This window comes from Cognatundibacterium aquatile (assembly GCF_014699135.1).
GTDB classification, from domain to species: Bacteria; Pseudomonadota; Gammaproteobacteria; order Burkholderiales; family Burkholderiaceae_D; genus Undibacterium; species Undibacterium aquatile.
Genome location: NZ_JACOFT010000008.1, coordinates 21,475 through 46,015, shown reverse-complemented (window position 1 = coordinate 46,015; position 24,541 = coordinate 21,475). Strand labels below are relative to the sequence as shown.

The following is a 24,541-nucleotide window of genomic DNA, read 5'->3' as shown; positions in this document are numbered from 1 at the left end:
ATCCCGAACAGGACCGTGAAACGACTCTGCGCCAATGATAGTGCTGCAACCAGTGTGAAAGTAGGTTATCGTCAGGCTTGTATTCTGCGAACCCCCCGTTACTAGCGTAACGGGGGGTTTTGCTTTTAGTGAGAGTACTAGTTTTTTAAATGTTTTTTCGCTGAAATTAAGCGAAAAAACGAATTGAGAGACTAGACAAAAAGCAGATGTTAAACTATAATGTTGCTTCTGTTGACGTTGGTGACACAGCGTTAAATGTTTATCTGACTAAGCAAGAATATGGGTGCTTAGCTCAGTTGGTAGAGCGGCGCCCTTACAAGGCGTAGGTCGGGAGTTCGAGCCTCTCAGCACCCACCACAGATAAACATCGCAGTACAGGTTAAGTAGTTTCGGAGTGGTAGTTCAGTTGGTTAGAATACCGGCCTGTCACGCCGGGGGTCGCGGGTTCGAGCCCCGTCCGCTCCGCCAGTAATTGAGAAAACGAGTTGCGTAAGCAGCTCGTTTTTTTATTTGTACGTTCTGAATTCAATTTACCGTGCGCTGTGTCACTTATGGTGCATCACTGTATTTTCCCGGACCTGACGCTAAGCATCAGGTATAAAAAAAGACGAGTGAGATACTCGTCTTTTAAATTCTCCCATCAAACTTGCTTACGCCGTTTTAGAACTTTCGAGTTCTCCATCCAGTGCAAACACGATGTCATCGAGCATTTTTGCTAATTCCGCCGTCATCAGCATAAAGTCTGCATCGAAGCGCTCTTCCTCATTGGTTCCTTTGTCTTTATCCTCATCAAGAATATCCAACGGTTTAATCCGTTTGATCGTCAGCGTATCTGTCAACACAAAGCTGATGCGGTCGTCCCAGGTTAATGCCAGCTTAGTGCACTGCTTACCAGCCGCGATATGTTTCTGGACATCGTCAGGGTCAAGCGTATGACGCACATAGCGCACCGTCGCTTTATCTTCGGTCGATGATTTCAGCTCTGTATCTTGGTCAATCGTGAAGCCTTTTGGCGCTTCATTGCCAGCCAACCAGCCTGTCATTGCAGCCTGAGGTGAGGATTTGACCCGCAAACCTTCGAGCGGAAGCTTGTCACAGCACTTCAATAGCAATTTGACGACTTCATCGGCACGAGACGGGCTTGATGCGTCAATCACCAGCCAACGATTCGCCGGGTCGATCCAGACAAAGGTATTTCGCTTAACGCCAAATGCGCGAGGCAATAATTCATCAGTTACGCGTTCTTTTAAATCTTTCATCGCCTTTCTGCCGGGCGCAAAACCTTGCTGCTCCTCTAACTCTGCCGCGCGCGCTTTCGTGACCTGATTAATAACGCTGGACGGCAGCAGCTTTTTCTCTGTTGCCAGTGCTATCAGAAACTGATGATTGACACTGTGAACCAGCATATCGTTGTTGCGAGGCGATGCCCAACCCTGGCTTTGCATTTCATTCGATGCACATTGCGCGAAAGAGATTCTGGATAATTGCGCATTTAATTCCTCTGCGCTGATGTTCCAGGGCGAGGTAAGACGAAAAACCTGTAAGTTCTTAAACCACATAGCGTATCCAAACGAAGAAAACTGACATTCTACACGCCGCCCCATCGCAACTCACGTCGTAAAACGCCAGCTTCACGACATTCAGCGTCCACCGGTCACATAGGATTGGAACGCAGTTCAATTGCCCACCATACTTCGCACACAAATACATCAATTCATTACTTACCGTAGGGGGCAATCATGTTGCAACAAATCCTGATCAACACACCAATCTGGGTATGGGCGTTACTGGCGTTTCTCATTTATCGCGGAGTCTTGATGAGTCGTGACCGTCAGGTCACTTTACGTGCAACATTTATTTTGCCTCTGCTTATGTTGGGTCTGTCTTTGCAAGGGCTGATACAGCATTTTGGCATTCGCTTTGAATCAGTAGGGCTGTGGCTGCTTTCTGCCGTTTGCGTTAGCATTTTGAACGCTGCCTTTTTCGGAAAAAATAGTGTCCGTGTGGTATCAGAAAAGCTGATTCAGTTGCAGGGCAGCTGGATGCCACTCATCCTTATGATGTTGATTTTCTTCTTGAAATACTGTGAAAACATTGCTGTTGTAGTACAGCCAGAGCTGCGCTCGAATATTGGGTTTATCAGTGTCTGCAGCATCAGCTTCGGCATCATGAATGGTCTGTTTCTCGGTAAGCTTCTGAGAGTGCTGAGTTTGCTGACAAAACATAAACAACCTGCTTTGATGAAAACCGCATCAACGCTTACACTTGCAGACGGACATGGCGCGGGGGAGACAGTATAATGACCGCTGTCCTTATTTAGATTTGTTGCGCGAAACGCGATGAACCCTATGTGCCATGTTAGCTGAACAAAAACAAGAAATTCTCAATTCCTTAAAAAACGCGGTTGCCCCCATTTTGGAAGGCAGCGATCTGCAACCCACGATATTGCTTGAACGCCCACGAGATCCATTGCATGGCGATATCGCTTGCAATATCGCCATGCAGATCGCCAAACCATTGCGTAAAAATCCACGTGAAATCGCTCAGGCAGTTGTTGCGAACCTGGAGGCACAAAATAATCCTCTGATCAGCGCGGTAGAAATTGCGGGTCCGGGTTTTATTAATATTCGTATCGCAACGGCTGCCAAACAGTCAGTGGTCAAAACGGTGCTGCAACTAGGCACGACTTACGGTCAGAGTCAACGCGGAGCCGGGCAAAAAGTTGTTGTCGAATTCGTGTCGGCAAACCCTACCGGTCCTTTGCATGTCGGCCACGGCCGTCAGGGCGCGCTCGGTGATGCACTTGCTGCCTTGCTCGATGTACAGGGTTACGACGTCTCACGCGAGTTTTACTACAACGATGCCGGTGTGCAAATCGGGAATCTGGCTTTATCCGTGCAGGCACGCGCCAAAGGTCATGCACCGGGCGATGCCGCGTGGCCAGAATCAGCGTATAACGGCGATTACATCGCTGATATTGCCCGCGATTTTCTCGACAAAAAAACCGTTTCTGCCAGCAATGGTCAGCCAGTCACAGCAACGGGCGATGTCGACGATATAAATTCTATCCGCGAATTCAGCGTGACTTATCTGCGCCGCGAACAAGATACCGATTTGCTCGCATTCGGTGTGAAATTTGATAATTACTATCTCGAATCCTCTTTGTACACAGACGGTAAAGTCGAAGCCACTGTCAATGCGCTCAAAGCTGCCGGTAAAACATACGAACAAGACGGCGCATTGTGGCTACGCACCACTGAGTATGGTGACGACAAGGACCGTGTGATGAAGAAGACCGACGGCACCTACACCTATTTTGTGCCGGACGTTGCCTATCACGTCACCAAGTGGGAACGCGGTTATCGTCAGGCCATCAATGTGCAGGGTAGCGACCATCATGGCACGATAGCCCGCGTCCGTGCCGGTTTGCAGGCATTGAATGTCGGTATTCCACAAGGCTACCCTGACTACATCCTGCATAAAATGGTCACCGTTATGAAGGATGGTGCCGAAGTCAAGATTTCCAAACGGGCTGGGTCTTATGTGACCGTGCGCGATCTGATCGAATGGTCGGGCGGCGGTGATGAACAGCGTGGCCGGGATGCAGTGCGTTTCTTCCTGATTTCGCGTAAAGCTGATACCGAGTTTGTATTTGATGTCGACGTTGCCCTGGCACGTTCAGATGAAAACCCAGTGTATTACGTCCAGTATGCGCATGCGCGTATCTGTTCCGTATTGGCACAATATGCGACCGATGAAGCCGCTTTTGCGCCATTGCTGAATGTTGATCTGTCACCGCTGACAGCGCCGCGCGAAGCGAGTTTGCTGGCAAAAATTGCGGAATATCCTGAAGCATTGGAAAAAGCGCTGGATGAACTTGGCCCGCATCAGGTTGCTTTCTATTTACGCGATCTGGCTGGTGAATTGCATAGTTATTACAATGCCGAACGGGTATTAGTGGATGATGAGCCGACCAAGCTGGCGCGTCTGGCACTGATGCTGGCAACCCGTCAGGTAATCCGTAACGGTCTGGCTCTGATCGGTGTATCTGCACCGAATAAAATGTAATAGTCATTTCCTTTCTGTCGTTCTGGTTGCAACTGTTGTCATGATTTTCAACCAGAATGACAGATTGCCTAAGCAGTACCGGTCAGTATTCACAGAGTACAATTTTTTCGTCGGAGACGCATGAAATCACATCACTCAACGCTGCAGCGTCAGCAAGGTAATACCTTAACAGGCATCATTATTGGTCTGGTCATTGGACTGGGCATTGCGGTGGCAGTCGCATTGCTGATCACAAAATCATCGACGCCTTTTACAAACAAAGGTGGAAAATCGGACAAACCCGATCAGCCGGTAACGCAGCTGCAGGATCCGAACCGGCCTATGTATGGTAAGCCTGATGCGGTTAAAGAGGCGGCAAAGGAACAGGCAAAAGACGCCGCGGTGGCCAAACCAGCCGACGCTGTACCGACGCAGGCGGCTGTCCGCCCACCCGAAGTGAAAGCCGAAACAAAGCCAGCGCAGGAAAAGCCGGCAGCTGATAAAGTGAGCGACAAATCGGAAAAAGCAGCAGATGCGGCGGCGGATGATAAATACATCTATTTCCTGCAGGCCGGCGCATTCAAAGAGCAGGCCGACGCTGATAGTGCCCGTGCCAAGCTGGCTTTGATCGGCTTTGAAGCCAGAGTGACAGAGAAAAATTCAGATACCGGTACGATGTATCGCGTCCGTGTCGGTCCGATAAATAATGCCGAAACAATGAACCGAATGAAGGCCAAATTGTCTGAGAATGGCGTTGATGTGGCAATTGTCAGAACTGCGAAGTAATCAGATTCAGTAATTCAGATTAATAAAGGAAAAGATATGCGTAGATTTACTCAAGCGATATATGCAGTATTTTTGCTGGGCTTAGGCCTGGTTTCAGCAGGTGCGGGAGCCTCTCCGGCGATGCCGCAATCCGGCGTTGAATACCGCGTACTCGGTCGTCCGCAGCCAACAGAAGCTGGTAAAAAAGTTGAAGTCATTGAATTCTTTGGCTATTTTTGCCCGCACTGCAATGCGCTCGAGCCTTTGATCGCCGAATGGGTCAAAAAGCAGGGCGACAATATCGTGTTCAAACGTGTGCACGTGAATTTTCATAATCTGGTGCAACAGCAAAAACTGTATCTGACACTGGAAGCAATGGGTAAAGCCGACGAGTATCAGATCAAAGCGTTCAACGCTTTGCACGTCGAACGTAACCGTTTGCAATCCGATGCAGAAGTCATGAGTTTCGTTGCCAAGTCGGGTCTCGATAAACAGAAATTTACTGATGTTTATAATTCCTTTGCGATTCAAAGCAAACTGAACCGTACCAATCAATTGCTGGAGTCGTATCAGGTTGATAGCGTTCCTATGGTTGCGGTAGATGGCCGTTTCCTTACTTCACCGGTAGAGTCCGTCCGCACCATGGGTCGCGTTTCTGAAGAAACTCAGAACCGTTCATTGTTGCAGGTACTCGATTTCCTGGTCAGTAAAGCGCAAAAAGAAAAAGCGGGCGCAGCACCTGCTGCTGCGGCTGACAGTGGCAAGAAAAAATAAGCTGAAGTACGATGCAATAAGTCCGCTTCTGGCGGACTTTTTTTTTAATTGGACACTATGAAAAACGTTTTTATTACGGGTGCATCTTCCGGCATAGGCGCTGCGCTTGCGCGTGAATATGCGGCGCAAGGCGCAAAGCTGGGCTTGCTGGCTCGCCGCCGCGATAATCTTGAACAATTGCGCCGCAGCCTGCCAAATCCCGAGCTACATCATATTTACGCGCTCGACGTCACCGATCATGCGGCCTTAGCTGCCGCTGCTGCCGATTTCATACAAAAGACCGGCAAAGTCCATGTGGTGATTGCGAATGCAGGTATTTCCGTCGGCACCTTGACCGAATACGCTGGCGATCTCGCTGTTTTTGAACGCGTTGTACAAACCAATCTGACCGCCACCGTGGCGACATTTGCGCCATTCATCCAGACCATGAAACGCGATGCGCAACAGGATGCGTGCCGGCTCGTCGGGATTGCCAGCGTCGCCGGTATCCGTGGTCTGCCCGGTGCTGAAGCCTACAGCGCCTCCAAAGCCGCTGTCATCAGCTATTGCGAATCGCTGCGGGTTGAATTGAAAAAAAGCGGCATCCGCGTTGTCACGATTGCGCCGGGCTACATCGACACGCCGATGACGCAGATCAACACCTATCGCATGCCCTTCCTGATGCCGGTACAAAAATTCGCTGCGAAAGCGGTGCAGACGATAGACGCAGGTTGCTCGTATCGTGTTATTCCGTGGCAGATGGGCATAGTCGCCAAGTGTTTAAGGCTGTTGCCGAATGCGCTGTACGACGCCGTATTTTCACGCGCCCCGCATAAGGCGCGGGCAGACGAGCAGCGATAGATCAAATCAGATACCAGCGACGACTATGGTCAAAAAATGACGAACGATATCTTCCTTACCGATGCCATCGGGCAACAACATCAGCCCGTGGCCGCAGCACAGGCCAGAATTGTCAGTCTGGTGCCTTCAATTACCGAATTGATCTGCGATCTGGGCCTGGCATCGTCTCTTGTCGGGCGTACCGGGTTTTGTATACATCGCGCCGAGACGGTGCAAGCGATTCCCAAAATCGGCGGTACTAAGGATGTGAATATTGAAAAAATCCGCCGGCTCGCACCAACGCATCTGATTGTCAATATCGATGAAAATGAAAAACCGACGGTGGACTCGCTCGCAGAATTTATCCCGCATGTGATCGTCACCCATCCGAATACCCCGCGCGACAATCTGGCTTTATATCGTCTGCTCGGTGGAATTTTTCAGGTCGAGGCCGCTGCTGAACAACTCTGCGCGGCATTTGAAAAGGCATACGCTGATCTGCCGTTGCGTATATCCACGCAACGCGTTTTGTACTGTATCTGGAAAGACCCGTGGATGACCATTGCTGGCGATACCTATATCGCCAATATGCTGAATCTGGCGGGCTGTCAGGTCTGGACGCCGGAAAACAATACCTTGCGCTATCCGGCTTTCAGTTGGAATGACACGATGGCGGCGCAATTTGATAGCGTCTTATTGTCGACCGAACCTTATCGCTTCACGGAAGACCATGTCGATGCGCTGGAACGCCAACTCGGCAAGCCTGTGCAACTGGTCGATGGTGAAATGCTGTCGTGGTACGGCAGCCGGGCAATCAAAGGCTTGATGTATTTAAAAACATTGAGATTTTAAATCTGAAAATATTTTTACAAATTTTGGCTATTCCGCATAAATGTCACACTGAGGACACAAACCAGACACACCAGGATTGACATGTTTTTCTTCAGGGGCTGATACTCAAATGCATAGAAATCTGTCTGAAACCAAGGGCTGGCCTGCACTTCGATTGGGCATGGCCTGACGCTATTGCTGTTTTGCCCGGCTGACAGATTTCTCATCAAATTGAATATCTCCCAATCAACATTGCAATTCTAAGGAATCTTGTCATGACCAAAATGCGTAAGGCCATTTTGCTCGCCCTCTATGGTGCCAGCTCTGCCGCAGCGTTTACTCCGGTTTGCGTGTACGCGCAGACCAGCCCGGAAAAGGCCTCTGATGCGCCGGTACAAACGATGACCATCGTCGGTTCCCGCCGGATCAATTCTTCGGCCACGGAAACGCCATTACCAATCGACTTTATTTCTGTTTCCAAATCCGCTGAACAAGGTGGACAGTTCGATCTTGCTCAGACTCTGGCGAATATCTCGCCTTCGTTCAATTCCACCCGCCAGACTGGTGCCGATGGTGCTGATCTGGTGGATTCTGCGGCATTGCGCGGCCTGGGCTCAGACCAGACGCTGGTGCTGGTGAATGGCAAACGTCGTCACACCGTGTCGCTGGTCAATCTGTTTGGCGCGCGTAACCGTGGCAATACCGGTACCGATCTGAATGCGATTCCGGTCATGGCGATCAGCAATGTACAGGTGTTGCGTGATGGCGCAGCGGCGCAATACGGTTCCGATGCGATTGCCGGTGTGATGGATATCAGCTTGAAAAAATCGCTAGGTTGTGAAGCCAGTTTCGGTTACAGCCAGTATTCTGTCGGTGATGGTAAAAACTATTTGCCGTCTGCCTATTGCGGCATACAGATCGGTGAAAAAGGCGTGCTCGGTGTAACCGTGGAATACACCGATCGCGGCCGTTCAAACCGGGCAGATCCGGGTAATCCGCGCACCATCGGTGACACCAAAGTCACAGGACCCACCGTTTATCTGAACGGTGAAGTGCCGAATGGCGGCAACGATAAATTCTATTTCACGCTGGGAACGCAGCAACGTAAAGCCTCTTCAGCAGCATGGGCGCGTGGTGGTGTAGGTTCTGACGACATTCCTTCGCGCAATTCTGCTGCGATGTACCCGAATGGCTTTGTGCCTTACATCAACGGCGATATCAACGATATCTACGGCATCGCCGGTTACCGCTTCAGCATAGGCGAGTGGCGTGCGGATTTGTCGCAGACTTACGGTTTCAACGAACTCAAGTACAACATCAGCAATACTCTGAATGCATCCATCGCGAATAAAGATTTGCTGAGCGGCGGCAAAGGCATCAGCCCGAGCAGTTTTGATGCGGGCGGCTTCTCATTTTCTCAGGCGACGACGAATCTGGACTTCAGCCGTTTCTTTGACGGTTTCATGAATGGCGTGAACGTCGCGTTTGGTGGTGAATATCGCCGTGAAAATTACAAAATTTTCGCCGGTGAGCCAGGGTCTTACAATGATGTCGATGGCGTTGGTTTTGGTGGTAATGCCGGCAGTCAGGGCTTTCCGGGCTTCCAGCCAGGTGACCGCACCGACCGCAGCCGCAACAGCCTCGCAGCCTATGTCGATATCGAAACTGATGTGACGAATCGCTTTAAAGTACAAACCGCAGTGCGTGGCGAACGTTACAGTGATTTCGGCTCCACACTCACAGGTAAAGTTGCTGCGAGCTACAAAGCGACCGACGACGTGAATCTGCGTGGCTCGTTGAGCACGGGTTTCCGCGCACCATCGCTGCAGCAAGTGTATTTTTCGTCGACCTTCACCGACTTCATTTCCGGCGTACCGATGGATGTGGTGCTGGCACCGAATGGCGGCACGATTGCGAACGCCGCAGGCATCCCGAAACTGCATGAAGAAAAATCGAAAAACTACACGCTGGGTCTGACGTATAAACCAAGCAATACGTTTTCTATGACAGCCGATTTGTACCGCATCGATATTTCTGATCGCATCGTTTTATCGGGTCGTTTTGATGCGAATAATTATCCGGCGCTGGGTGCAACGCTGTCTGCGCTGGGTGTTGGTCAGGCACAGTTTTTTGTGAATTCCATCAATACTAAAACACAAGGTATCGATCTGACCGCATCGCATAAAACCAATCTTGGTGCCGGCAAACTCTCGACCTATCTGGGCCTCAATTACAGCAAAACTGAAGTCACGAAAGTGAATGCGCCGACATCGCTGAAAGGCTATGAAGATGTGTTGCTGTCCGAGCGTGAACGCCTGTTCATCGAGCAAGGCGGCCCGCGCGTGAAAGGCACGCTGGCATTTAACTATGAGCAAGGTCCGTGGGCCAGCGAATTCAAAGTTATCCACTATGGTTCGCAAACACTGGGCACTTTCTCCGGTACGGCAGCAGGTGTGCCGAATGCATATTACGAACCAAAAACCTCTGCCGATCTGGCAGTGACGTATGCATTCAATGACACCACCAAACTGACGGTCGGCGGCACGAATATTTTCAACGTCAAACCAACGCGTCAGAATCCGAACGAAACCGACAACGGCTTTTATTACGACAGCGTGCAGTTCGGTCTGGGCGGTGCAGCGTATTTCGTCAAACTGTGGAAAAAATTCTGATCGACATTCTGATCTGTCCGCTTATTTTTCTGGCGTAAAAAAAGGAGGCAAATGCCTCCTTTTTTATTCGATCAGCAATGCAGAACATGCGCTGATCCTATTGCCGGTTAGTCAGTGATACGCCCGCAATCACCAGCAAACCGCCAACGATCATCGACAACAAAATTGGTTCGCCCAGCAACAGCGCGGCGAGCGTGATACCGAATACCGGCACCAGATTATTGAATACCGCGGTTCGCGCCGGGCCGATGGCTTTCACGCCTTCGTAATACCAGACAAAACCGATCACCGTACCGAATGCACCCAGATACACGATGGCGGCAAGTACCGGCCAGGTCAGACGACTGGTATCGAATTGCGGCCATTCCGTGACCGCGCCGCAGACCAATAGCGACAAGCCCCACAGCGATGCATACGTGGTTGCAGCGATCGGCGACAAACCGCGCAGCGCATGTTTGCCGATGATGGTGTAGGCGGCCCAGCCGCAGACCGCGCACAGCATGAATAATTCGCCTTTACCGACTGATTGCGAGATATCACGGATCGCGCTGCCCAGATCGCCGCGCGTGATCACCACCGCCGCACCGGCAAACGCAATCGCGATGCCCAGCCAGCGCCGCGCGCCGAGGCGTTCACCAAACAACGCCGCCAATGCCAGCGCCGTGACAATCGGATTGAGCGCGACAAACAAGGCCGTGCGCCCGGCGGGCATGAGTGCCAGTGCTGAAAAAAAGCAGATGTTATATAAAAAGATGCCCGTCGCACCGAGCGCAAATGTCGCGTGCATTTGCTGCCGCGTCAGTTTCGGCAAGCCGCCTTCGAGCTTCCACGCCAGCAACCACAGCAGGCCGCTGGCCACCGCAAAACGCAGCGCCGCCGCGGTCATGTGCGGAATTTCACTCGCCACAATACGACCGGCAATAAAAGTGCCGCCCCAGAACAAGGCGACCGCAACCAGTTTCAGATACGTGGTGACAGGAACGGGAGTGTGGGCAGATTTCACGATAGCGCGCTTCAACAGAAAGCGTGAAGGGTACACGAAAATGCCGGTTCGCCGCATCAGCGTCACGTTGAGTTGTTCCGTATCGCGTAAAGCCCGGCACGAAAGGAGCTGAAAATTCCCCGAAAAATGCCATAAGAAGCGAAAAAATGGGGAGTATCAGCCATTTTTGCCTTCATCTCCTTATAAACAAAGGGTGTTAAAAAATACTGGGGGGAGTATATTTTCGACTTTGGGGGGGCCGGAATCACCGTTGCCGACGACTTGCAAGCGGATTGCCAATTGACATGCATACGGTTATCGTAATGTCACGTTAAGCATCGAAGGAGCAGGTTCAATGAAACTGAAACTATACCGATTTGAAAAAGATGAGCCTGCGAGAATTGAGACGATTAATCGTGGCGAGATATATCTTTCAGCACCACAAGAATTTAATGATCCTAATGATTGTCGGATGCAGGGGATATTTTCGCCTGAATTAGATTCCGTTTCTTACGAAACATTTAAAAACCGCATTGACCTCATTTATCCGCCAAGTGAGCCATCGTCTTGGCGCCACCCTCTAACGAATTCTGACGTTAAAAAGAATGTTGTCGCTGAAAAGCTTAAAGAAATTTTTTCGCGTTACGAACCAGAACCAAATATTGATTATGTAGATATCCAAGGGGCTGTAGCCCGCATAAGAAGTTACATAAAACATACAACAGGAGTCTGCTGTTTCTTTGCAGGTGATCCTAAAGATTCTTTAATGTGGGCGTATTATGCGGACAGTCATAAAGGGTTTTGTGTTGAGTATGAGTTGGATACTGACGCGCAAGGCAATTTGCCAGCGGGATTTCACAGAGTAAAGTATGAGAATCAGTTGCCTTCCCCTTCAATATTAGAGCTGCTTCTCACTCCAGAGGAATGCATAAGCAGATTAGTGACTACCAAAGAAAAAAGTTGGATTCACGAAAAAGAAGTTCGATATGTCGCACTCAATTCACTCTCTGATACGGACGATTTTTCTGTATCTGGTTCAGGAGATCGCTTTAAATTGCCGTCGTCATTGAGAGTAACAGGCATCATAACGGGGCAGAACTATCGGGGAAATCAGCTTGATTTTAAATTTAACGATCCATCCGTAAAAGTGAAGCGGTATAAAAACACTTTTGGGTGAAGTTAATAAACCATACGTCAGACCCAATTACTACGGCTAATGAGTGCTCGTCGCAGAGACAGACCTAGTAGACAATTCAAGGCAGACCCCATGCACCCCGACAAAGTTGACCGAAACCGCCTGCGCCAGCTGACGGATTTACCGAATATCGGCAAGGCCGGTGCGGCGGATCTGCGTTTGCTGGGCATCAGCGCGCCTGCGGATTTGGTGGGGCAGTGTCCGTGGCAGATGTATGAAAAGCTGTGCCAGCTGACCGGCGTGCGGCACGATCCCTGCGTGATCGATGTGTTCATGTCGGTCACCGCATTCATGAATGGCGAACCTGCGAAACCGTGGTGGGAATTTACCGACGCCCGCAAGCTGGCGCAGGCGGAAAAAGCCTCTTCCTGAAAAAAATGGGGGAGTATCCAGCTTTTTCGCATTGATCTCCTTATTAATAAAGGCTTCTGAAAAATACCCCACCCAGTATGTTGATGGCCTCAACAACGGCTTTGCTACGTTGTTGTGTTGCACAACTGAGCCGTTACCTGTCGTATTCCTGATTTTCTGCCATCGTTTTAATTGTCTTGTTACAAACCCCTTGTATAATTTTTGCAATAACTTCTTTACTACCGATCGTAGTGATTGATTGCTGAGTAAACCGACAAAATAAGCCGACAAAAAGGAAGATGGATGAATACCTGTGTGAGCTGCGGTACTGACAACCGGGGTGGTGCCAAGTTTTGTAAATCGTGTGGCAGTGCGTTGTTACCGCCAGCGCCGCCGACGCCTGAGTGTCATCAATGCCATGCGCCACTGACCCCAGGCGCGCGTTTCTGCAAAAAATGCGGTGCCAGCACTGGCGCTGATGTAGCCGCTGCCACGGCAACGGATGTTGTGGCGGCAACCACCAGCGAGGCACCAGTCAGCGCGACAGAACAACCAACAGAACAGCCAGCTGATCTGCCGACAGCGCAGGCATTTATTGCCAGCATTGCCAGCGAAGCCGCGACAAATCTGTCTGTGCAAAGCGTGAGCGCCACTGTTGACGATGCTGTGCCATCCGCAAACACGGATGTCCCTGTCACTGCAGCGACGCCAGCCGCAAGCACCGCGAATGTAGCTGCACAGCCATCGCAGTCAACTGGCGCTAACGCTTCTCCTTCCTACAATGCCCTGCCGGTCAGCAAGACGGCGACGCCGGTGACGGCCATCGTGCTGGTCGCCGCGGTCGTGGCAATTGCCGCTGGCGCTGGTGCTTACGTCTGGTATGCAAAATCCCGTTCGCAGACCGAGCCCGTCGTGACCAGTGCTGAACCCGTCGCCGCCTCATTGCCGAGCAGCCCGCCGGCGGATGTTGCGCCGGCTCCAGCTTCTGCCGTTGCAATGCCGGAAGTGACGACCGCACCGACGACACCGGCAACCACGGAAGCGCCTGCACCCGTGACCGCCAAAAAGAAACGCCGGAATGACGATGATGAATTTGACGAAGATGACGATTTTTACGATGAACCAGTCAACGCTAAACGCAAACAAGGGGCACAGGCACAGCCAGGCGGCGAAATGATGCATGGTAAGGCGACAGCTTTGTTAAACCGTGCCGACAGTTTTATCGCCAGCGGTGATTACGATAATGCACTGGCGACCGCCCAGACTGCGCTGGCGCTGGACCCCGGCAATACCGCGGCTCTCGCAAAAATCAGGAAAATCAAACAACTGCGTTCACGCTATTAAACCAGTTCCGCACATGGGCATACGCATGATTTCGTATGCCTATGTTCCGGCGTGGCATTGATAGACCGCGCCGCACATCTTCCATCACCCATCATTGTTAACCCCGTCCAGAGTGACGACATCCATCGGAGACTACATGAGCAGCAATCCAAAGACTTCCGGCAGCCCATTTGTGTTGCTGCGTGCCGCAGAGGCCGCAACGAACTGGCGCGCGCTTGCCATGACTGGCATGGCAGCACTGGCTTTTTTCCTGTCTATGGCGATGACTGCCTGGCTGACACGCCACAGCTTTTTGCTGGGGGGCCTGTTTTCCATCGTGACGTTGATTGTTGGTATCACCGGCTATTCGGCGGTTGGTATTTTGCTGATGCGCCAGTCGCAGGGACGTGAACTCAGTTTCAGCGATGCGATTATCCAGGGCATCTTTACGGTACATCGCATGCTGGGCGTGGCGCTGGTGTTGCTGGTGATTTTTTTGCTGGTGGCGCTGCTTGCGTTTGCCGTGCTTTTTTTGTGTAAGTTGCCCGGGCTTGGTTCCTTGCTGTATGCCGTTATGTTGCCATTGCTGACGGTGATCATCGGCGTCACTTTTGCCAGTATATTTTATGTAGCCATGCCACTGGCGGCACCGGCAATCTGGGCCGGTAACTCGGTAATGGAAACGATTGCCCGTTTGTTTGTGATTGTCCGTCAGCGTTTGCTGATGACGATTACTTATATCGTCGTGCTGTCTTTCCTGGTGCTGTTTTTGTCTGGCGTGGTGTCGTTCATTTTGTTTTCCGGCTATGTCACGACAATGGGAATTTCTCAGGCCGTCGGCATTAATCCTATGGGAAATGTGATGGGAATGATGTCCGGCATCATGGGAAGCCATATGGGAAATCAGATGGGATATGGCGGCGGCTTTGAGGCTCTGGAGAGCGGCATGGCGTACACCGGTGCGTTTGGTTTCGCAACCGGGCTGCTGTTCAGCGTTGGTATGGTCATTCCGTTTCTGACAATGATTAACGGTACCTGCCTGATTTATCTGCAAGTGACGGATGGTCTTAATTTTACCGAAGCGGAAGAACAATTACAGGCGCAGATGCAGGAGGCAAAACGTCGCGCCAACGAAGCCAAAGACCGTGCCGGGGCAAAATTGCAGGAAGCAAAAGACGCCGCAGTTGCATCTGCAGCGGCGGCCAAGAGTAATCAGCCAGCGGCGAAAGCCGAAGCAGATATCGCCCCAACAGTGACGCCAGCAGTGCCGCCTGCGCCTGTTGCACCAGTTGCCAGAGTATGTTCTGCCTGCAAAGCACCATTGGCAGCAGACGACATTTTCTGCGGTGAATGCGGCACAAAAAATCCTCTGTAAAAACTCTTATAAATCCGGTGCGATACCAGCTTCAGGTCAGTCGTCAAAGCGATATTTCAGCGTTGTACGACTGGCCTGACAGATCAGCTCAAACGCCATAGGCGTGTTGTTTCGGACGACAGAAATTTATGCGGAAATGGGCTGCACTCAGTTATATTGTGAATGCTGTTCGTGTTGAAAGCAGTGGATTTTGACTGAGTGACGATAGCCGATTTTCGGGAGCATTTCATGGGCATGAGCTGTTTTTATCTGACGCTGACACAGGAAAAACTGGATGAACTGAAACAGCATCCCGGACAAGTCCGCCAATTTATTTTTGCCAAAAACGGCAGCAACGACGAAGCGGAATTGTTTGATCTCGAAAAAGCCTGGCACGGCATACAGTATTTGCTCAATGGTGCGACTTTTGGCGGTGACGAACCTTTGGGGTGGGCGGTGTTTGGCGATCAGGAAGTCAGCGATGATCTTGGTAAAGGCCCCGCCCGTTGCCTGACCGCGCCTCAGGTCGCCGCAGTCAGTGCCGCGTTGCAGGAAATGCCCGCATCCGCGCTGGCGCAGCGCTTTGACGCAGCAAAGATGGAAAAAGCGCAGGTTTATCCTGAAGGGATGTGGATCACCGACGGGGTGCAGGCATTAAATTATCTGCTAGAACATTATTCCCATCTGCAAAATTTTTATGCAAATGCCGCCGCACATGGCAAGGCGGTCATCTGTTTTATCAGTTAGATCGTTGAGGTGTGTGTTATCCAGATTAATTAAGGAGCGGCGTGATGCATACAGCAACAGGATTCAGAAAGCGTTCATACATCGGTATGTTGATCGGTTTGACGGCATTGACGGTCGCGTCTACTCAGGTTGTTGCGGCGGAGCGTATTTCGCTGACGCGTCAGGATAGTCAGAGTGTTCCTGCTATGGTGTATCAGAATGCGGGAGCATGTCAGGGTGTGGCGATTATTTCCCACGGCGCTGGCGGTTCGGAAAAAGGCTATGTTTATCTGGCTGAATTCATGGCGAAAGAAGGTTTTCTGAGCGTTGTGCCGGGGCATTTGGAAAGCGGTAGACAATCTTTGCGTGAAGCCAAGCGCGGCGGCAGTTTGCAGGACGGCCTGACAGAATTAGTCACCGATGCACCAGCCTATGCGGCGCGGCTGATGGACATTAATGCAGCGCGTCAATGGGCTGCGGCACGTTGTACTGGCAGACGCGCGGTCTTACTCGGTCATTCCATGGGGGCGGCAGTGGCCATGATGGAAGCCGGTGCCGACAATAAAATGGGCGTGACCGGCACCGCCAGTTTCGATGCGTATATTACCTTGTCGCCACAAGGTGAGGGATTGATTTTTCCCGCCCATGCCTGGTACAAAATCAGTAAGCCAGTGTTATTGATGACAGGAACCAGAGACGATGATCTGGCACACGCTTCCTGGCGTACCCGTACCGAACCGTTTGCCGACATGTCTCCGGGTTGCAAATGGCTGGGTATCGTGAATGGCGCATCGCATATGAATTTTGGCGGGAATGGTTTATTGCATCGCACCGAAGGACTGACCACGCAAACCATCCATGCGTTTTTACAGGGCGCGCAAAGCGGCAATTGTGCGGCGCCGTCACCGTTGGCGGGCATGGAACTCAGAACAAAATAGCCGCTTGCCATCAGTTCGTGTGAACCGTTGCAGGCAGGTCAGCTCGCTTGTTGCCGCAATGTCAGTGCCTATGTTCTGGCAACAAAACGGATGATGCCGTCATCACCTGTTTGCCGCTGCAAAATGCCGTCAAACCACAGTTTGTGCAGATGCGCGAGTGCTTCGCCGATAGCAAATGTCAGCTGGTGCGCATCGAGCGGGCGGCGGAACATCAGTGGCACGATGTCACAGGCTGATTGCGGCGTCGTACAAGCTGCAACGACCTCGGCCAGGCGTTCAGCGTGATGTTCTTCCAATTGCGTGATGCGCGTGTGCAGCCCCTTGAACGGCTTGCCATGCGAAGGCAGGATCAGCACATCCTCAGGCAGCGGCAGGTATTTCTTGAGTGAATCGAGATACTGCTGCACCGGATTGGCTTCCGGTTCTATCGCAAACACGGATACATTCGTGGAAATGCGTGGCAACAGCATATCGCCAGAAATCAGGATATTCAGATCAGCGCAATACAATGACGCGTGTTCTGGCGAGTGACCAAAGCCGGTGATGATTTGCCAGCGCCGCTGATGAATCGTCAGGTCGATGCCTTCTTGCATGCGGCGATACGAAGTCGGCACCGTCGGTACCATGCGGCTGTAATGACTTTTTCTTTCCTGTATCTGTTCTTGCATCGCCGGATCGAGTCCGTGTTTGCGGAAATGCGGAAACATCGCGGTGCCATCCGCACCCGGTAAACCAGCCGACATCATGCGGGCAAAGCCATATTCGCCCGCTGTCATCCACAGCGGCACGTTCCACAAGGTACACAACCAGTCTGCCAGGCCGATATGATCGGGATGACAGTGGGTGGCAATCACCCGCACCACCGGCAAGCCGCGCAGATGATTGTGCAGATCACCGAACAACACTTCCCAGGCATCACGGGTGGCATCGCTGGCGATGCCGCAATCGACAATTGTCCAGCCATGTACCCGCCCCTGCGCAGTCTCGACTTCATCTTCCAGCAGCCACAGATTGATGTGGTTCAGTGCAAACGGCAGGCCCATGCGTATCCATAAAACGCCGGGCGCTATTTCCACCGTCTTGCCAGATTCCGGCAGGGTTTCGCCAAACGGATAATCGAGTTGTTGTTCCAGGTGATTCATTGTTGTCTCTTCTCTTTTTGGTACGTACGTTGTAGCCGGAATAGCCTACAATGCGTTTTTATGCAATTGACGTTAACGTCAATTCGATTTCAGCGATTGTAATCAGAAAAACGATTTTGTGTACTAAAACTATGGCCACCTACACCATTACCGACTTAGCCCGCGAATTTGATATCACGCCACGAGCGATACGTTTTTACGAAGATCAGGGCTTGTTAAGCCCGACCCGCGAAGGTCCCAGCGGTCGCAATCGTGTCTATACCGCGCGCGAACGCACACAACTGAAGCTGACCCTGCGTGGTAAGCGTCTGGGCCTGAGCTTGTCGGATATCAAGAGCCTGGTCGACATGTACCGCTCACCAAAAGATACCGAAGCGCAATTACAGAGCTTTCTGGTGGTGCTGGCACGGCACCGCGCTTCACTTGAGCAGCAGCGCGAGGATATCGAAGTCATGCTGGCGGAAATCAGCGCCCATGAAGATAAAAGCCGGCGTTTGCTGGCCTTGCATACGAAAGCTGGTCAGACCGCGTAGAAATACCAGTCTGCACAAAACGCAATCAATTGACGTTTACGTTAACGTCAATTAGTCGTATTATTTCCTACGCTCAGATTTTGCTCAGATTTTGTATTTCCGGGGAGACTTTATGTATCAGGACGCCACATCCGCAGCACCCGCCGCGCTTGATCACACGCTGGCGTTGACTTTGCTGCAGAGCTTCAACGGCCAGGGTGCGTTGATGGCGTGGAATGCAAAACTGACCGGAATGACGCCCGGCACCTGTGAGATCAGCTTGCCATACAGCGATGCTGTTAGTCAGCAACACGGCTATTTTCATGGCGGCGTGATTGGCACGCTGGCGGATGCTGCCGGTGGTTATGCCGCAAATACATTGTTGATGCCTGTAAGTGAGTGCTTAACTGCCGAGTATAAAATTAATATCGTTGCACCCGGCATAGGCGATACCCTGATCGCCCGTGGCAAGGTCTTGAAATCAGGAAAAACCCTGGTCGTTTCAAGCGCCGAGGTGTTTGTCGTCAATCAGGGGCAAGAAAAATTGTGCGCGATCATGCAACAGACTTTGTTTGTGATCGCAAAAAAATAACTGACGGTCCGCCGTGACGGTCAATGTAGTCGCAGCAAAAAATAACAGTATGGATGCAAAATTGGTTTCGCAAGGCTATCGCTGCGAAACCGGGATTGCGCCACTCTGATGAATAAAAAAGATTCTGTTCCATCATTACAGTGAGGATGACATGCTCCATTTACCCGGTTTAACTTTCGATCATGGCGACGATATCGCCGCTTTGCGTGAAGCCGTTCAACAATTTGCCGCCGCCGAAATCGCGCCACGTGCGGCGGAAATCGACCGCAACGACCAGTTCCCTATGGATCTGTGGCGCAAGATGGGCGATCTCGGCATTCTGGGTGTGACTGTCAGCGAAGAATACGGCGGCGCCAACATGGGCTATCTCGCCCACATCATCGCGATGGAAGAAATCTCGCGCGCGTCCGCCTCGGTAGGCTTGTCGTACGGCGCGCATTCGAATCTGTGCGTGAACCAGATCAAACGCAACGGCACCGAAGAGCAAAAGCAAAAATACCTGCCGAAACTGATTTCCGGTGAACACATCGGTGCGCTCGCGATGTCCGAGCCGAATGCAGGTTCCGACGTCGTCAGCATGAAATTGCGCGCCGATTTCAAAGGCGACCGCTGGGTGTTGAACGGCACCAAGATGTGGATCACCAATGGCCCTGACGCCGACGTGCTGGTGGTGTATGCAAAAAACGATCTGGAAGCTGGCCCGCGTGGCATGACCGCTTTCCTGATTGAAAAGAATTTCAAAGGTTTCAGTATTGCGCAAAAACTCGACAAGCTCGGCATGCGCGGTTCGCATACCGGTGAACTGGTCTTTGAAGATTGCGAAGTACCTGCAGAAAACGTGCTTGGTGGTCTTGGCAAGGGCGTGAATGTGCTGATGTCCGGCCTCGATTTTGAGCGCACAGTTTTGTCCGGCGGCCCGCTCGGCATCATGCAGGCGTGTATGGATGCCGTTGTGCCTTACGTGCATGACCGCAAACAGTTTGGTCAGCCGATTGGCGAATTTCAACTGATGCAAGGCAAACTGGCGGATATGTATTCCACCATGATGGCCTGCAAAGCTTATGTTTACGCGGTTGGCCAGGCTTGCGACCGTGCCACCAATCCGGAACAAGTCCGCGCCTTACGCAAAGATGCTGCGGGCGCGATTTTGTACTCGGCAGAAAAAGCCACCTGGATGGCAGGTGAAGCGATCCAGGCGCTGGGTGGCAATGGCTATATCAATGAGTACCCGGTCGGCCGCCTGTGGCGCGATGCCAAACTGTATGAAATCGGTGCTGGTACCAGCGAAATCCGCCGCATGCTGATAGGCCGCGAACTGTTTGCGGAAACGAAGTAAACTGGATTTTTCGTACTGGTGCGCACTCCCTTAAGTCACGCTTGCACGTAAGGGATTGCGCGTACACAGCAACTATACTCAGCCATGACCCAATTACACATCACGACACCGGTGCTTGCGCATCGCCCGCTTTCCGCTCAGCTACATAAATCAGTCTGGCTGAAGATGGATAATTTGCAGCCCTCGGGCTCGTTCAAATTACGCGGCATCGGCCTGATGTGCCAGCGCGCTGCCGCGCTGGGGGCGCAACATTTTGTCTGCCCATCTGGCGGGAATGCGGGTTTTGCGGCTGCGGTTGCGGGTGTGGCGCTGGGTCTGCCGACCACGATTTTTGTCCCGGAAACTACTGCTGAAAGTGTGCGCGCGGAGATACGCGCGATCGGTGCGACGGTGATCGTCACCGGCAAAGTGTGGGACGAAACCAACCAGGCGGCTTTGCAAGCCTGCGAACAGCCGGGTGCGGTATATATCCCGCCATTCGACCATCCTGATATCTGGAATGGCAATGCGACTTTGATCGACGAGGTTGCTGGTACGCTGGATTTTGACGTTGTGCTGTGCTCTGTCGGCGGTGGCGGCTTATTAAGCGGCATTGTGCAGGGCTTACACCGCAATGGTCTGGCGCATATTCCTGTTATTGCTGTAGAAACAGAAGGTGCGGCATCCTTACATGCATCGGTACAAGCGGGTGAACTGGTGACATTGCCTGCGATTACATCAATCGCCACCACATTAGGTGCCCGTCGGGTGGCGCAACAAGCGTTCGACTGGATGCAGAAACATGAGATTCACAGTGTCACCGTCAGCGATGCACAGGCAGTTGCCGCCTGTCTCGCGTTTGCGGATGATATGCGCACACTGGTGGAACCCGCTTGCGGTGCCACGCTGGCGGTGGCGTACCAGAATCTGCCTGTATTAAAAGAATTTAAGCGTCCCTTGATCGTGGTATGCGGTGGTATCGCTGTTGATATGGTAAAACTAGAGGCTTGGAAAACCCAGTTCAACCTGCCCTGAGCCATCGCTATGCCAAACACGCATTTTCCTAAGTTATTGTCGTCCCAGATCGCGTTTGATATCGCGCGTACGATACTGGATGGCTTTGACAAGCATTACCATTTATTCCGTATCAGTAGTCAGCAGGCAAAGCAGTTTTTTGAGGCGGGCGACTGGAAAGCGGCACAAATCGCCGCCCGTGAACGTATTCAGTTTTACGACACCCGCGTGCGGGAATGTGTGCGCGTACTGGAAGATGATTACGATGAAAACGATCTGACCGATGAGGTCTGGCGTGAAGTCAAACTGCATTACATGGGTTTGCTGATCGACCACTTACGGCCGGAACTGGCTGAGACATTTTTCAACACCGTCTGCACGAAATTACTTAACAGAAATTACTTTCATAATGATTTCATTTTCGTGCGTCCGGCAACTTCAACTGAATACATAGAACGTGACGATACGCCGCCGACTTATCGCGTGTATTACCCGGCAACTGACGGTCTGAATTACACGATCAAACGCATCGTCACGAATTTTCAGCTCAATACTCCTTTTGAAGATCTTGATCGCGATGTCGCCGTCGTCGAGGCACGTTTGCGTGAACATTTCGGGCGTGAAAAGCTGGAACCGAATCACCAGATTCAGGTGTTGGCGAATTTGTTTTACCGGAATAAATCTGCCTACATCATAGGCAAAGGGATTAACGGTAATCGCGAATATCCGTTTGTGATTCCGCTGATGCATAAACGGAAAAATGAGCTGGTACTCGATACGATCTTGTTTGATGTGATGCAGATTACGGTGCTGTTTTCATTCACCCGTGCGTATTTCATGGTCGATATGGAAGTGCCATCGGCGTATGTACAATTCATCCGCAGCATTTTGCCGAAGAAACCGCGTAGTGAAATCTATACGATGATCGGTTTGCAAAAACATGGAAAAAACCTGTTCTATCGCGATTTTCTGCATCATCTGAAATACTCGTCGGATCGCATCGAAGCGGCGCCCGGTATTCGCGGTCTCGTTATGCTGGTGTTCGCTCTGCCTTCTTTTCCGTATGTGTTCAAGCTGATCAAAGACAGTTTCCCGCCGCCGAAAGAAACCACCCGGGCGCTGATTAAAGAAAAATATCTGCTGGTGAAAAATCATGACCGTGTTGGGCGCATGGCCGACACGCTGGAATATTCCGATGTCGCTTTTCCGCGTTCACGGTTTTCTGAAGAGTTGCTCGAAGAAATCCGCCAATACGCGCCGTCCATGCTGGAAGTGAATGATGAAGAAGTCGTCATCAAACATCTGTACATAGAACGCCGCATGACACCGCTGAATATCTGGCTGACTGAAGCCGAACAACGTGGCGATATGCAGGCCATGGAACAAGGCGTGTTCGAATATGGCAACGCGATTAAAGATCTGGTCTCGGCGAATATTTTCCCGGGCGACATGTTGTATAAAAACTTCGGCGTGACACGTCATGGTCGTGTCGTTTTTTATGACTACGATGAAATTGAATACATCACTGACTGCACTTTCCGCAAGATACCGTTGCCGCGCAATGAAGAAGACGAGATGTCCGCTGAACCCTGGTATCCGATCGCAAAGAATGACGTATTTCCTGAGCAATTCGGCACTTTCCTGCTCGGAAATCAGAAAGTAAAAGAATTTTTTATGAAACACCACGCTGACTTGCTGACCGCCGATTACTGGCAGGGTCGCAAGCTGCGCATCGTGGACGGCAAGGTGGATGATGTCTTCCCGTATCCGCAGGAAGTCAGGTTTATCAATAAAGAGTTAGCACAGCAAAAATAATTTTTTTATGTCTTATCAGTATCAACAGTCTTAATCGCGCTTGCAGATGTTTTCAGAGAAAAACAGACAAGCAGAAATTTTGTATCACCTCACATTCAATGGAGAAAAACATGACAGATCCTATCGTAATCGTTGGCGCAGCCCGTACCCCTATGGGTGCATTTCAGAGCGATTTCGCTTCCCTGACGGCAAGTCAGCTCGGTGCTGTGGCGATCAAGGCCGCAGTTGAACGTGCTGGCGTCAAGCCCGAGCTGATTGAAGAAGTCCTGTTTGGTAACTGCCTGATGGCAGGTCAGGGTCAGGCGCCTGCGCGTCAGGCCTCGCTGGCGGCAGGTTTGCCGATGTCCACCGGCGCGGTGACCTTGTCCAAGATGTGCGGTTCCGCGATGAAGGCAACGATGATGGCATTCGATTCCATCAGCGCAGGCAGCAATGAAGTGATGGTGACCGGCGGTATGGAATCCATGACCAACGCGCCCTACATTATTCCAAAAGCGCGCGGCGGCTATCGTATCGGCCACGGCATGATTTACGATCACATGATGCTTGACGGTCTGGAAGATGCCTATAGCCGCGATGAAAAAGGCGGAGGCCGTTCCATGGGAACTTTTGCTGAAGATTGTTCTGCCAAATACCAGTTCAGCCGTGAAGATCAGGACGCATTTGCGATTGCTTCCGTCAAGCGCGCGCAAGCAGCGACAGCAGACGGCTCGTTCGCGTGGGAAATCGCACCGGTTACCGTTTCCGGTCGCGGTGGTGACGTCGTCATTGATAAAGACGAAGGCCCTCTGAAAGCCAAGCTCGACAAAATCCCGGCTCTGAAACCAGCCTTCAAAAAAGACGGCACGATCACTGCCGCATCTTCTTCCTCCATCAACGATGGCGCTGCAGCGCTGGTGCTGATGCGCGAGTCCAAAGCCAAAGAACTCGGCCTGACACCGATCGCAAAAATCGTCGCTCACGCATCGCATGCACAGGAACCAGGTTGGTTCACGACCGCGCCGATCGGTGCAATACAAAAGCTGTACAAAAAAACCGGCTGGACAACAGCAGATGTCGATCTGTTTGAAATCAACGAAGCTTTCGCTGCCGTACCGATGGCCGCGATGAAAGATCTCGGCATCTCCCACGACAAAGTCAACGTCCACGGTGGTGCCTGCGCACTCGGCCATCCTATCGGCGCATCCGGCGCACGTATCATCATCACGCTGATCGGTGCGTTGAAAAAACAAGGTAAGAAGCGCGGTGTGGCATCCTTGTGTATCGGAGGTGGTGAAGGCACAGCGATGGCCATCGAACTTTTTTAACACTGATTAAGCTACTGCGCGGCGCACTCTTGAGCCTGCGATGCTCGTCGTACTCAAGTACGACTGC

At 51.6% G+C, this 24,541-nt stretch carries 22 protein-coding genes and 2 tRNA genes; 21 read left to right on the top strand and 3 right to left on the bottom strand.

Going from position 1 to position 24,541, the window contains the following annotated elements; all coding sequences use genetic code 11:
* The first annotated feature begins 281 nt into the window (after positions 1 to 281).
* Together H8K26_RS17380 and H8K26_RS17375 are read left to right on the top strand one after the other, a co-directional pair.
* A tRNA-Val gene (locus H8K26_RS17380) sits at positions 282 to 357 on the top strand.
* Between the two features lie 34 nt (positions 358 to 391).
* Positions 392 to 468 (top strand) — tRNA-Asp (locus tag H8K26_RS17375).
* Between the two features lie 182 nt (positions 469 to 650).
* On the opposite strand, the gene H8K26_RS17370 is transcribed toward H8K26_RS17375, so the two are convergent.
* Positions 651 to 1,559 (bottom strand): recombination-associated protein RdgC, encoded by a 909-nt coding sequence (locus tag H8K26_RS17370; RefSeq protein WP_190481290.1) that lies wholly within the window; start codon positions 1,557 to 1,559, stop codon positions 651 to 653.
* 180 nt (positions 1,560 to 1,739) lie between these two features.
* On the opposite strand from H8K26_RS17370, the gene H8K26_RS17365 reads away from it, so the two are divergent.
* The 7 genes from H8K26_RS17365 (at position 1,740) to H8K26_RS17335 (ending at position 9,908) form a co-directional block, all read left to right on the top strand.
* Positions 1,740 to 2,300 (top strand): DUF6622 family protein, encoded by a 561-nt coding sequence (locus tag H8K26_RS17365; protein ID WP_190481287.1) that lies wholly within the window; start codon positions 1,740 to 1,742, stop codon positions 2,298 to 2,300.
* Between the two features lie 55 nt (positions 2,301 to 2,355).
* The gene (argS, locus tag H8K26_RS17360; protein ID WP_190481285.1) at positions 2,356 to 4,068 is read left to right on the top strand and encodes an arginine--tRNA ligase; all 1,713 of its coding nucleotides are present in this window, start codon (positions 2,356 to 2,358) and stop codon (positions 4,066 to 4,068) included.
* A gap of 120 nt (positions 4,069 to 4,188) precedes the next feature.
* On the top strand, positions 4,189 to 4,833 hold the full coding sequence (locus H8K26_RS17355) for an SPOR domain-containing protein (protein ID WP_190481283.1): 645 nt from the start codon (positions 4,189 to 4,191) through the stop codon (positions 4,831 to 4,833).
* A 36-nt stretch (positions 4,834 to 4,869) separates the two neighbouring features.
* Complete coding sequence (locus H8K26_RS17350; protein ID WP_186897534.1) at positions 4,870 to 5,586, top strand: thiol:disulfide interchange protein DsbA/DsbL; 717 nt, start codon at positions 4,870 to 4,872, stop codon at positions 5,584 to 5,586.
* Positions 5,587 to 5,643: 57 nt separating this feature from the next.
* Positions 5,644 to 6,426 (top strand): SDR family oxidoreductase, encoded by a 783-nt coding sequence (locus H8K26_RS17345; protein ID WP_190481281.1) that lies wholly within the window; start codon positions 5,644 to 5,646, stop codon positions 6,424 to 6,426.
* Positions 6,427 to 6,462: 36 nt separating this feature from the next.
* The gene (locus tag H8K26_RS17340; protein WP_190481279.1) at positions 6,463 to 7,257 is read left to right on the top strand and encodes a helical backbone metal receptor; all 795 of its coding nucleotides are present in this window, start codon (positions 6,463 to 6,465) and stop codon (positions 7,255 to 7,257) included.
* Positions 7,258 to 7,511: 254 nt separating this feature from the next.
* On the top strand, positions 7,512 to 9,908 hold the full coding sequence (locus H8K26_RS17335) for a TonB-dependent receptor plug domain-containing protein (protein ID WP_190481277.1): 2,397 nt from the start codon (positions 7,512 to 7,514) through the stop codon (positions 9,906 to 9,908).
* A gap of 97 nt (positions 9,909 to 10,005) precedes the next feature.
* Here the strand turns inward: H8K26_RS17335 and H8K26_RS17330 are convergent, their stop codons facing one another.
* On the bottom strand, positions 10,006 to 10,872 hold the full coding sequence (locus tag H8K26_RS17330; RefSeq protein WP_223827097.1) for a DMT family transporter: 867 nt from the start codon (positions 10,870 to 10,872) through the stop codon (positions 10,006 to 10,008).
* Positions 10,873 to 11,245: 373 nt separating this feature from the next.
* Here H8K26_RS17330 and H8K26_RS17325 point away from each other — a divergent pair, with 373 nt between their 5' ends.
* The 6 genes from H8K26_RS17325 to H8K26_RS17300 all read left to right on the top strand — a co-directional run bounded on the left by H8K26_RS17325 (position 11,246) and on the right by H8K26_RS17300 (position 16,777).
* Positions 11,246 to 12,067: a DUF2971 domain-containing protein gene (locus tag H8K26_RS17325; RefSeq protein WP_190481273.1), complete on the top strand. Its 822-nt coding sequence runs from the start codon at positions 11,246 to 11,248 to the stop codon at positions 12,065 to 12,067.
* Between the two features lie 90 nt (positions 12,068 to 12,157).
* Complete coding sequence (locus H8K26_RS17320) at positions 12,158 to 12,457, top strand: helix-hairpin-helix domain-containing protein (protein WP_190481271.1); 300 nt, start codon at positions 12,158 to 12,160, stop codon at positions 12,455 to 12,457.
* Positions 12,458 to 12,739: 282 nt separating this feature from the next.
* A complete protein-coding gene (locus H8K26_RS17315; RefSeq protein WP_190481269.1) occupies positions 12,740 to 13,780 on the top strand; it encodes a zinc ribbon domain-containing protein in 1,041 nt (346 codons plus the stop codon).
* Positions 13,781 to 13,916: 136 nt separating this feature from the next.
* The gene (locus H8K26_RS17310; RefSeq protein WP_190481267.1) at positions 13,917 to 15,134 is read left to right on the top strand and encodes a zinc ribbon domain-containing protein; all 1,218 of its coding nucleotides are present in this window, start codon (positions 13,917 to 13,919) and stop codon (positions 15,132 to 15,134) included.
* 228 nt (positions 15,135 to 15,362) lie between these two features.
* A complete protein-coding gene (locus H8K26_RS17305; RefSeq protein ID WP_190481265.1) occupies positions 15,363 to 15,860 on the top strand; it encodes a YfbM family protein in 498 nt (165 codons plus the stop codon).
* 44 nt (positions 15,861 to 15,904) lie between these two features.
* On the top strand, positions 15,905 to 16,777 hold the full coding sequence (locus H8K26_RS17300; RefSeq protein WP_190481263.1) for an alpha/beta hydrolase family protein: 873 nt from the start codon (positions 15,905 to 15,907) through the stop codon (positions 16,775 to 16,777).
* 68 nt (positions 16,778 to 16,845) lie between these two features.
* Here the strand turns inward: H8K26_RS17300 and H8K26_RS17295 are convergent, their stop codons facing one another.
* The gene (locus H8K26_RS17295) at positions 16,846 to 17,919 is read right to left on the bottom strand and encodes an MBL fold metallo-hydrolase (protein ID WP_190481261.1); all 1,074 of its coding nucleotides are present in this window, start codon (positions 17,917 to 17,919) and stop codon (positions 16,846 to 16,848) included.
* Positions 17,920 to 18,050: 131 nt separating this feature from the next.
* Between H8K26_RS17295 and H8K26_RS17290 the strand changes: the two genes are divergently transcribed.
* The 6 genes from H8K26_RS17290 (at position 18,051) to H8K26_RS17265 (ending at position 24,474) form a co-directional block, all read left to right on the top strand.
* Entirely contained in the window at positions 18,051 to 18,452 is a 402-nt protein-coding gene (locus H8K26_RS17290; protein WP_186884590.1) for a MerR family transcriptional regulator, read from the top strand.
* Positions 18,453 to 18,564: 112 nt separating this feature from the next.
* Positions 18,565 to 19,023: a PaaI family thioesterase gene (locus tag H8K26_RS17285; protein WP_186897545.1), complete on the top strand. Its 459-nt coding sequence runs from the start codon at positions 18,565 to 18,567 to the stop codon at positions 19,021 to 19,023.
* Positions 19,024 to 19,174: 151 nt separating this feature from the next.
* A complete protein-coding gene (locus tag H8K26_RS17280; protein ID WP_190481259.1) occupies positions 19,175 to 20,359 on the top strand; it encodes an isovaleryl-CoA dehydrogenase in 1,185 nt (394 codons plus the stop codon).
* 84 nt (positions 20,360 to 20,443) lie between these two features.
* Positions 20,444 to 21,373, top strand: coding sequence for a pyridoxal-phosphate dependent enzyme (locus H8K26_RS17275; RefSeq protein WP_190481257.1), 930 nt, complete (start codon positions 20,444 to 20,446; stop codon positions 21,371 to 21,373).
* 9 nt (positions 21,374 to 21,382) lie between these two features.
* Positions 21,383 to 23,167 (top strand): bifunctional isocitrate dehydrogenase kinase/phosphatase, encoded by a 1,785-nt coding sequence (gene aceK / locus H8K26_RS17270; RefSeq protein ID WP_190481255.1) that lies wholly within the window; start codon positions 21,383 to 21,385, stop codon positions 23,165 to 23,167.
* 110 nt (positions 23,168 to 23,277) lie between these two features.
* Positions 23,278 to 24,474 (top strand): acetyl-CoA C-acetyltransferase, encoded by a 1,197-nt coding sequence (locus H8K26_RS17265; RefSeq protein WP_190481252.1) that lies wholly within the window; start codon positions 23,278 to 23,280, stop codon positions 24,472 to 24,474.
* The last annotated feature ends 67 nt before the right edge of the window (positions 24,475 to 24,541 follow it).

What these genes read in the sequence shown, in the direction of transcription:
- H8K26_RS17340 (WP_190481279.1), top strand. Translation starts at nt 6,463, where the DNA reads ATGACGAACGATATCTTCCTTACCGATGCCATCGGGCAACAACATCAG.
- aceK (WP_190481255.1), top strand. Translation starts at nt 21,383, where the DNA reads ATGCCAAACACGCATTTTCCTAAGTTATTGTCGTCCCAGATCGCGTTT.
- H8K26_RS17285 (WP_186897545.1), top strand. Translation starts at nt 18,565, where the DNA reads ATGTATCAGGACGCCACATCCGCAGCACCCGCCGCGCTTGATCACACG.
- H8K26_RS17365 (WP_190481287.1), top strand. Translation starts at nt 1,740, where the DNA reads ATGTTGCAACAAATCCTGATCAACACACCAATCTGGGTATGGGCGTTA.
- H8K26_RS17315 (WP_190481269.1), top strand. Translation starts at nt 12,740, where the DNA reads ATGAATACCTGTGTGAGCTGCGGTACTGACAACCGGGGTGGTGCCAAG.
- H8K26_RS17290 (WP_186884590.1), top strand. Translation starts at nt 18,051, where the DNA reads ATGGCCACCTACACCATTACCGACTTAGCCCGCGAATTTGATATCACG.
- H8K26_RS17350 (WP_186897534.1), top strand. Translation starts at nt 4,870, where the DNA reads ATGCGTAGATTTACTCAAGCGATATATGCAGTATTTTTGCTGGGCTTA.
- H8K26_RS17300 (WP_190481263.1), top strand. Translation starts at nt 15,905, where the DNA reads ATGCATACAGCAACAGGATTCAGAAAGCGTTCATACATCGGTATGTTG.
- H8K26_RS17335 (WP_190481277.1), top strand. Translation starts at nt 7,512, where the DNA reads ATGACCAAAATGCGTAAGGCCATTTTGCTCGCCCTCTATGGTGCCAGC.
- H8K26_RS17265 (WP_190481252.1), top strand. Translation starts at nt 23,278, where the DNA reads ATGACAGATCCTATCGTAATCGTTGGCGCAGCCCGTACCCCTATGGGT.
- H8K26_RS17320 (WP_190481271.1), top strand. Translation starts at nt 12,158, where the DNA reads ATGCACCCCGACAAAGTTGACCGAAACCGCCTGCGCCAGCTGACGGAT.
- H8K26_RS17310 (WP_190481267.1), top strand. Translation starts at nt 13,917, where the DNA reads ATGAGCAGCAATCCAAAGACTTCCGGCAGCCCATTTGTGTTGCTGCGT.
- argS (WP_190481285.1), top strand. Translation starts at nt 2,356, where the DNA reads ATGTTAGCTGAACAAAAACAAGAAATTCTCAATTCCTTAAAAAACGCG.
- H8K26_RS17275 (WP_190481257.1), top strand. Translation starts at nt 20,444, where the DNA reads ATGACCCAATTACACATCACGACACCGGTGCTTGCGCATCGCCCGCTT.
- H8K26_RS17325 (WP_190481273.1), top strand. Translation starts at nt 11,246, where the DNA reads ATGAAACTGAAACTATACCGATTTGAAAAAGATGAGCCTGCGAGAATT.
- H8K26_RS17305 (WP_190481265.1), top strand. Translation starts at nt 15,363, where the DNA reads ATGGGCATGAGCTGTTTTTATCTGACGCTGACACAGGAAAAACTGGAT.
- H8K26_RS17355 (WP_190481283.1), top strand. Translation starts at nt 4,189, where the DNA reads ATGAAATCACATCACTCAACGCTGCAGCGTCAGCAAGGTAATACCTTA.
- H8K26_RS17370 (WP_190481290.1), bottom strand. Translation starts at nt 1,559, where the DNA reads ATGTGGTTTAAGAACTTACAGGTTTTTCGTCTTACCTCGCCCTGGAAC.
- H8K26_RS17295 (WP_190481261.1), bottom strand. Translation starts at nt 17,919, where the DNA reads ATGAATCACCTGGAACAACAACTCGATTATCCGTTTGGCGAAACCCTG.
- H8K26_RS17280 (WP_190481259.1), top strand. Translation starts at nt 19,175, where the DNA reads ATGCTCCATTTACCCGGTTTAACTTTCGATCATGGCGACGATATCGCC.
- H8K26_RS17345 (WP_190481281.1), top strand. Translation starts at nt 5,644, where the DNA reads ATGAAAAACGTTTTTATTACGGGTGCATCTTCCGGCATAGGCGCTGCG.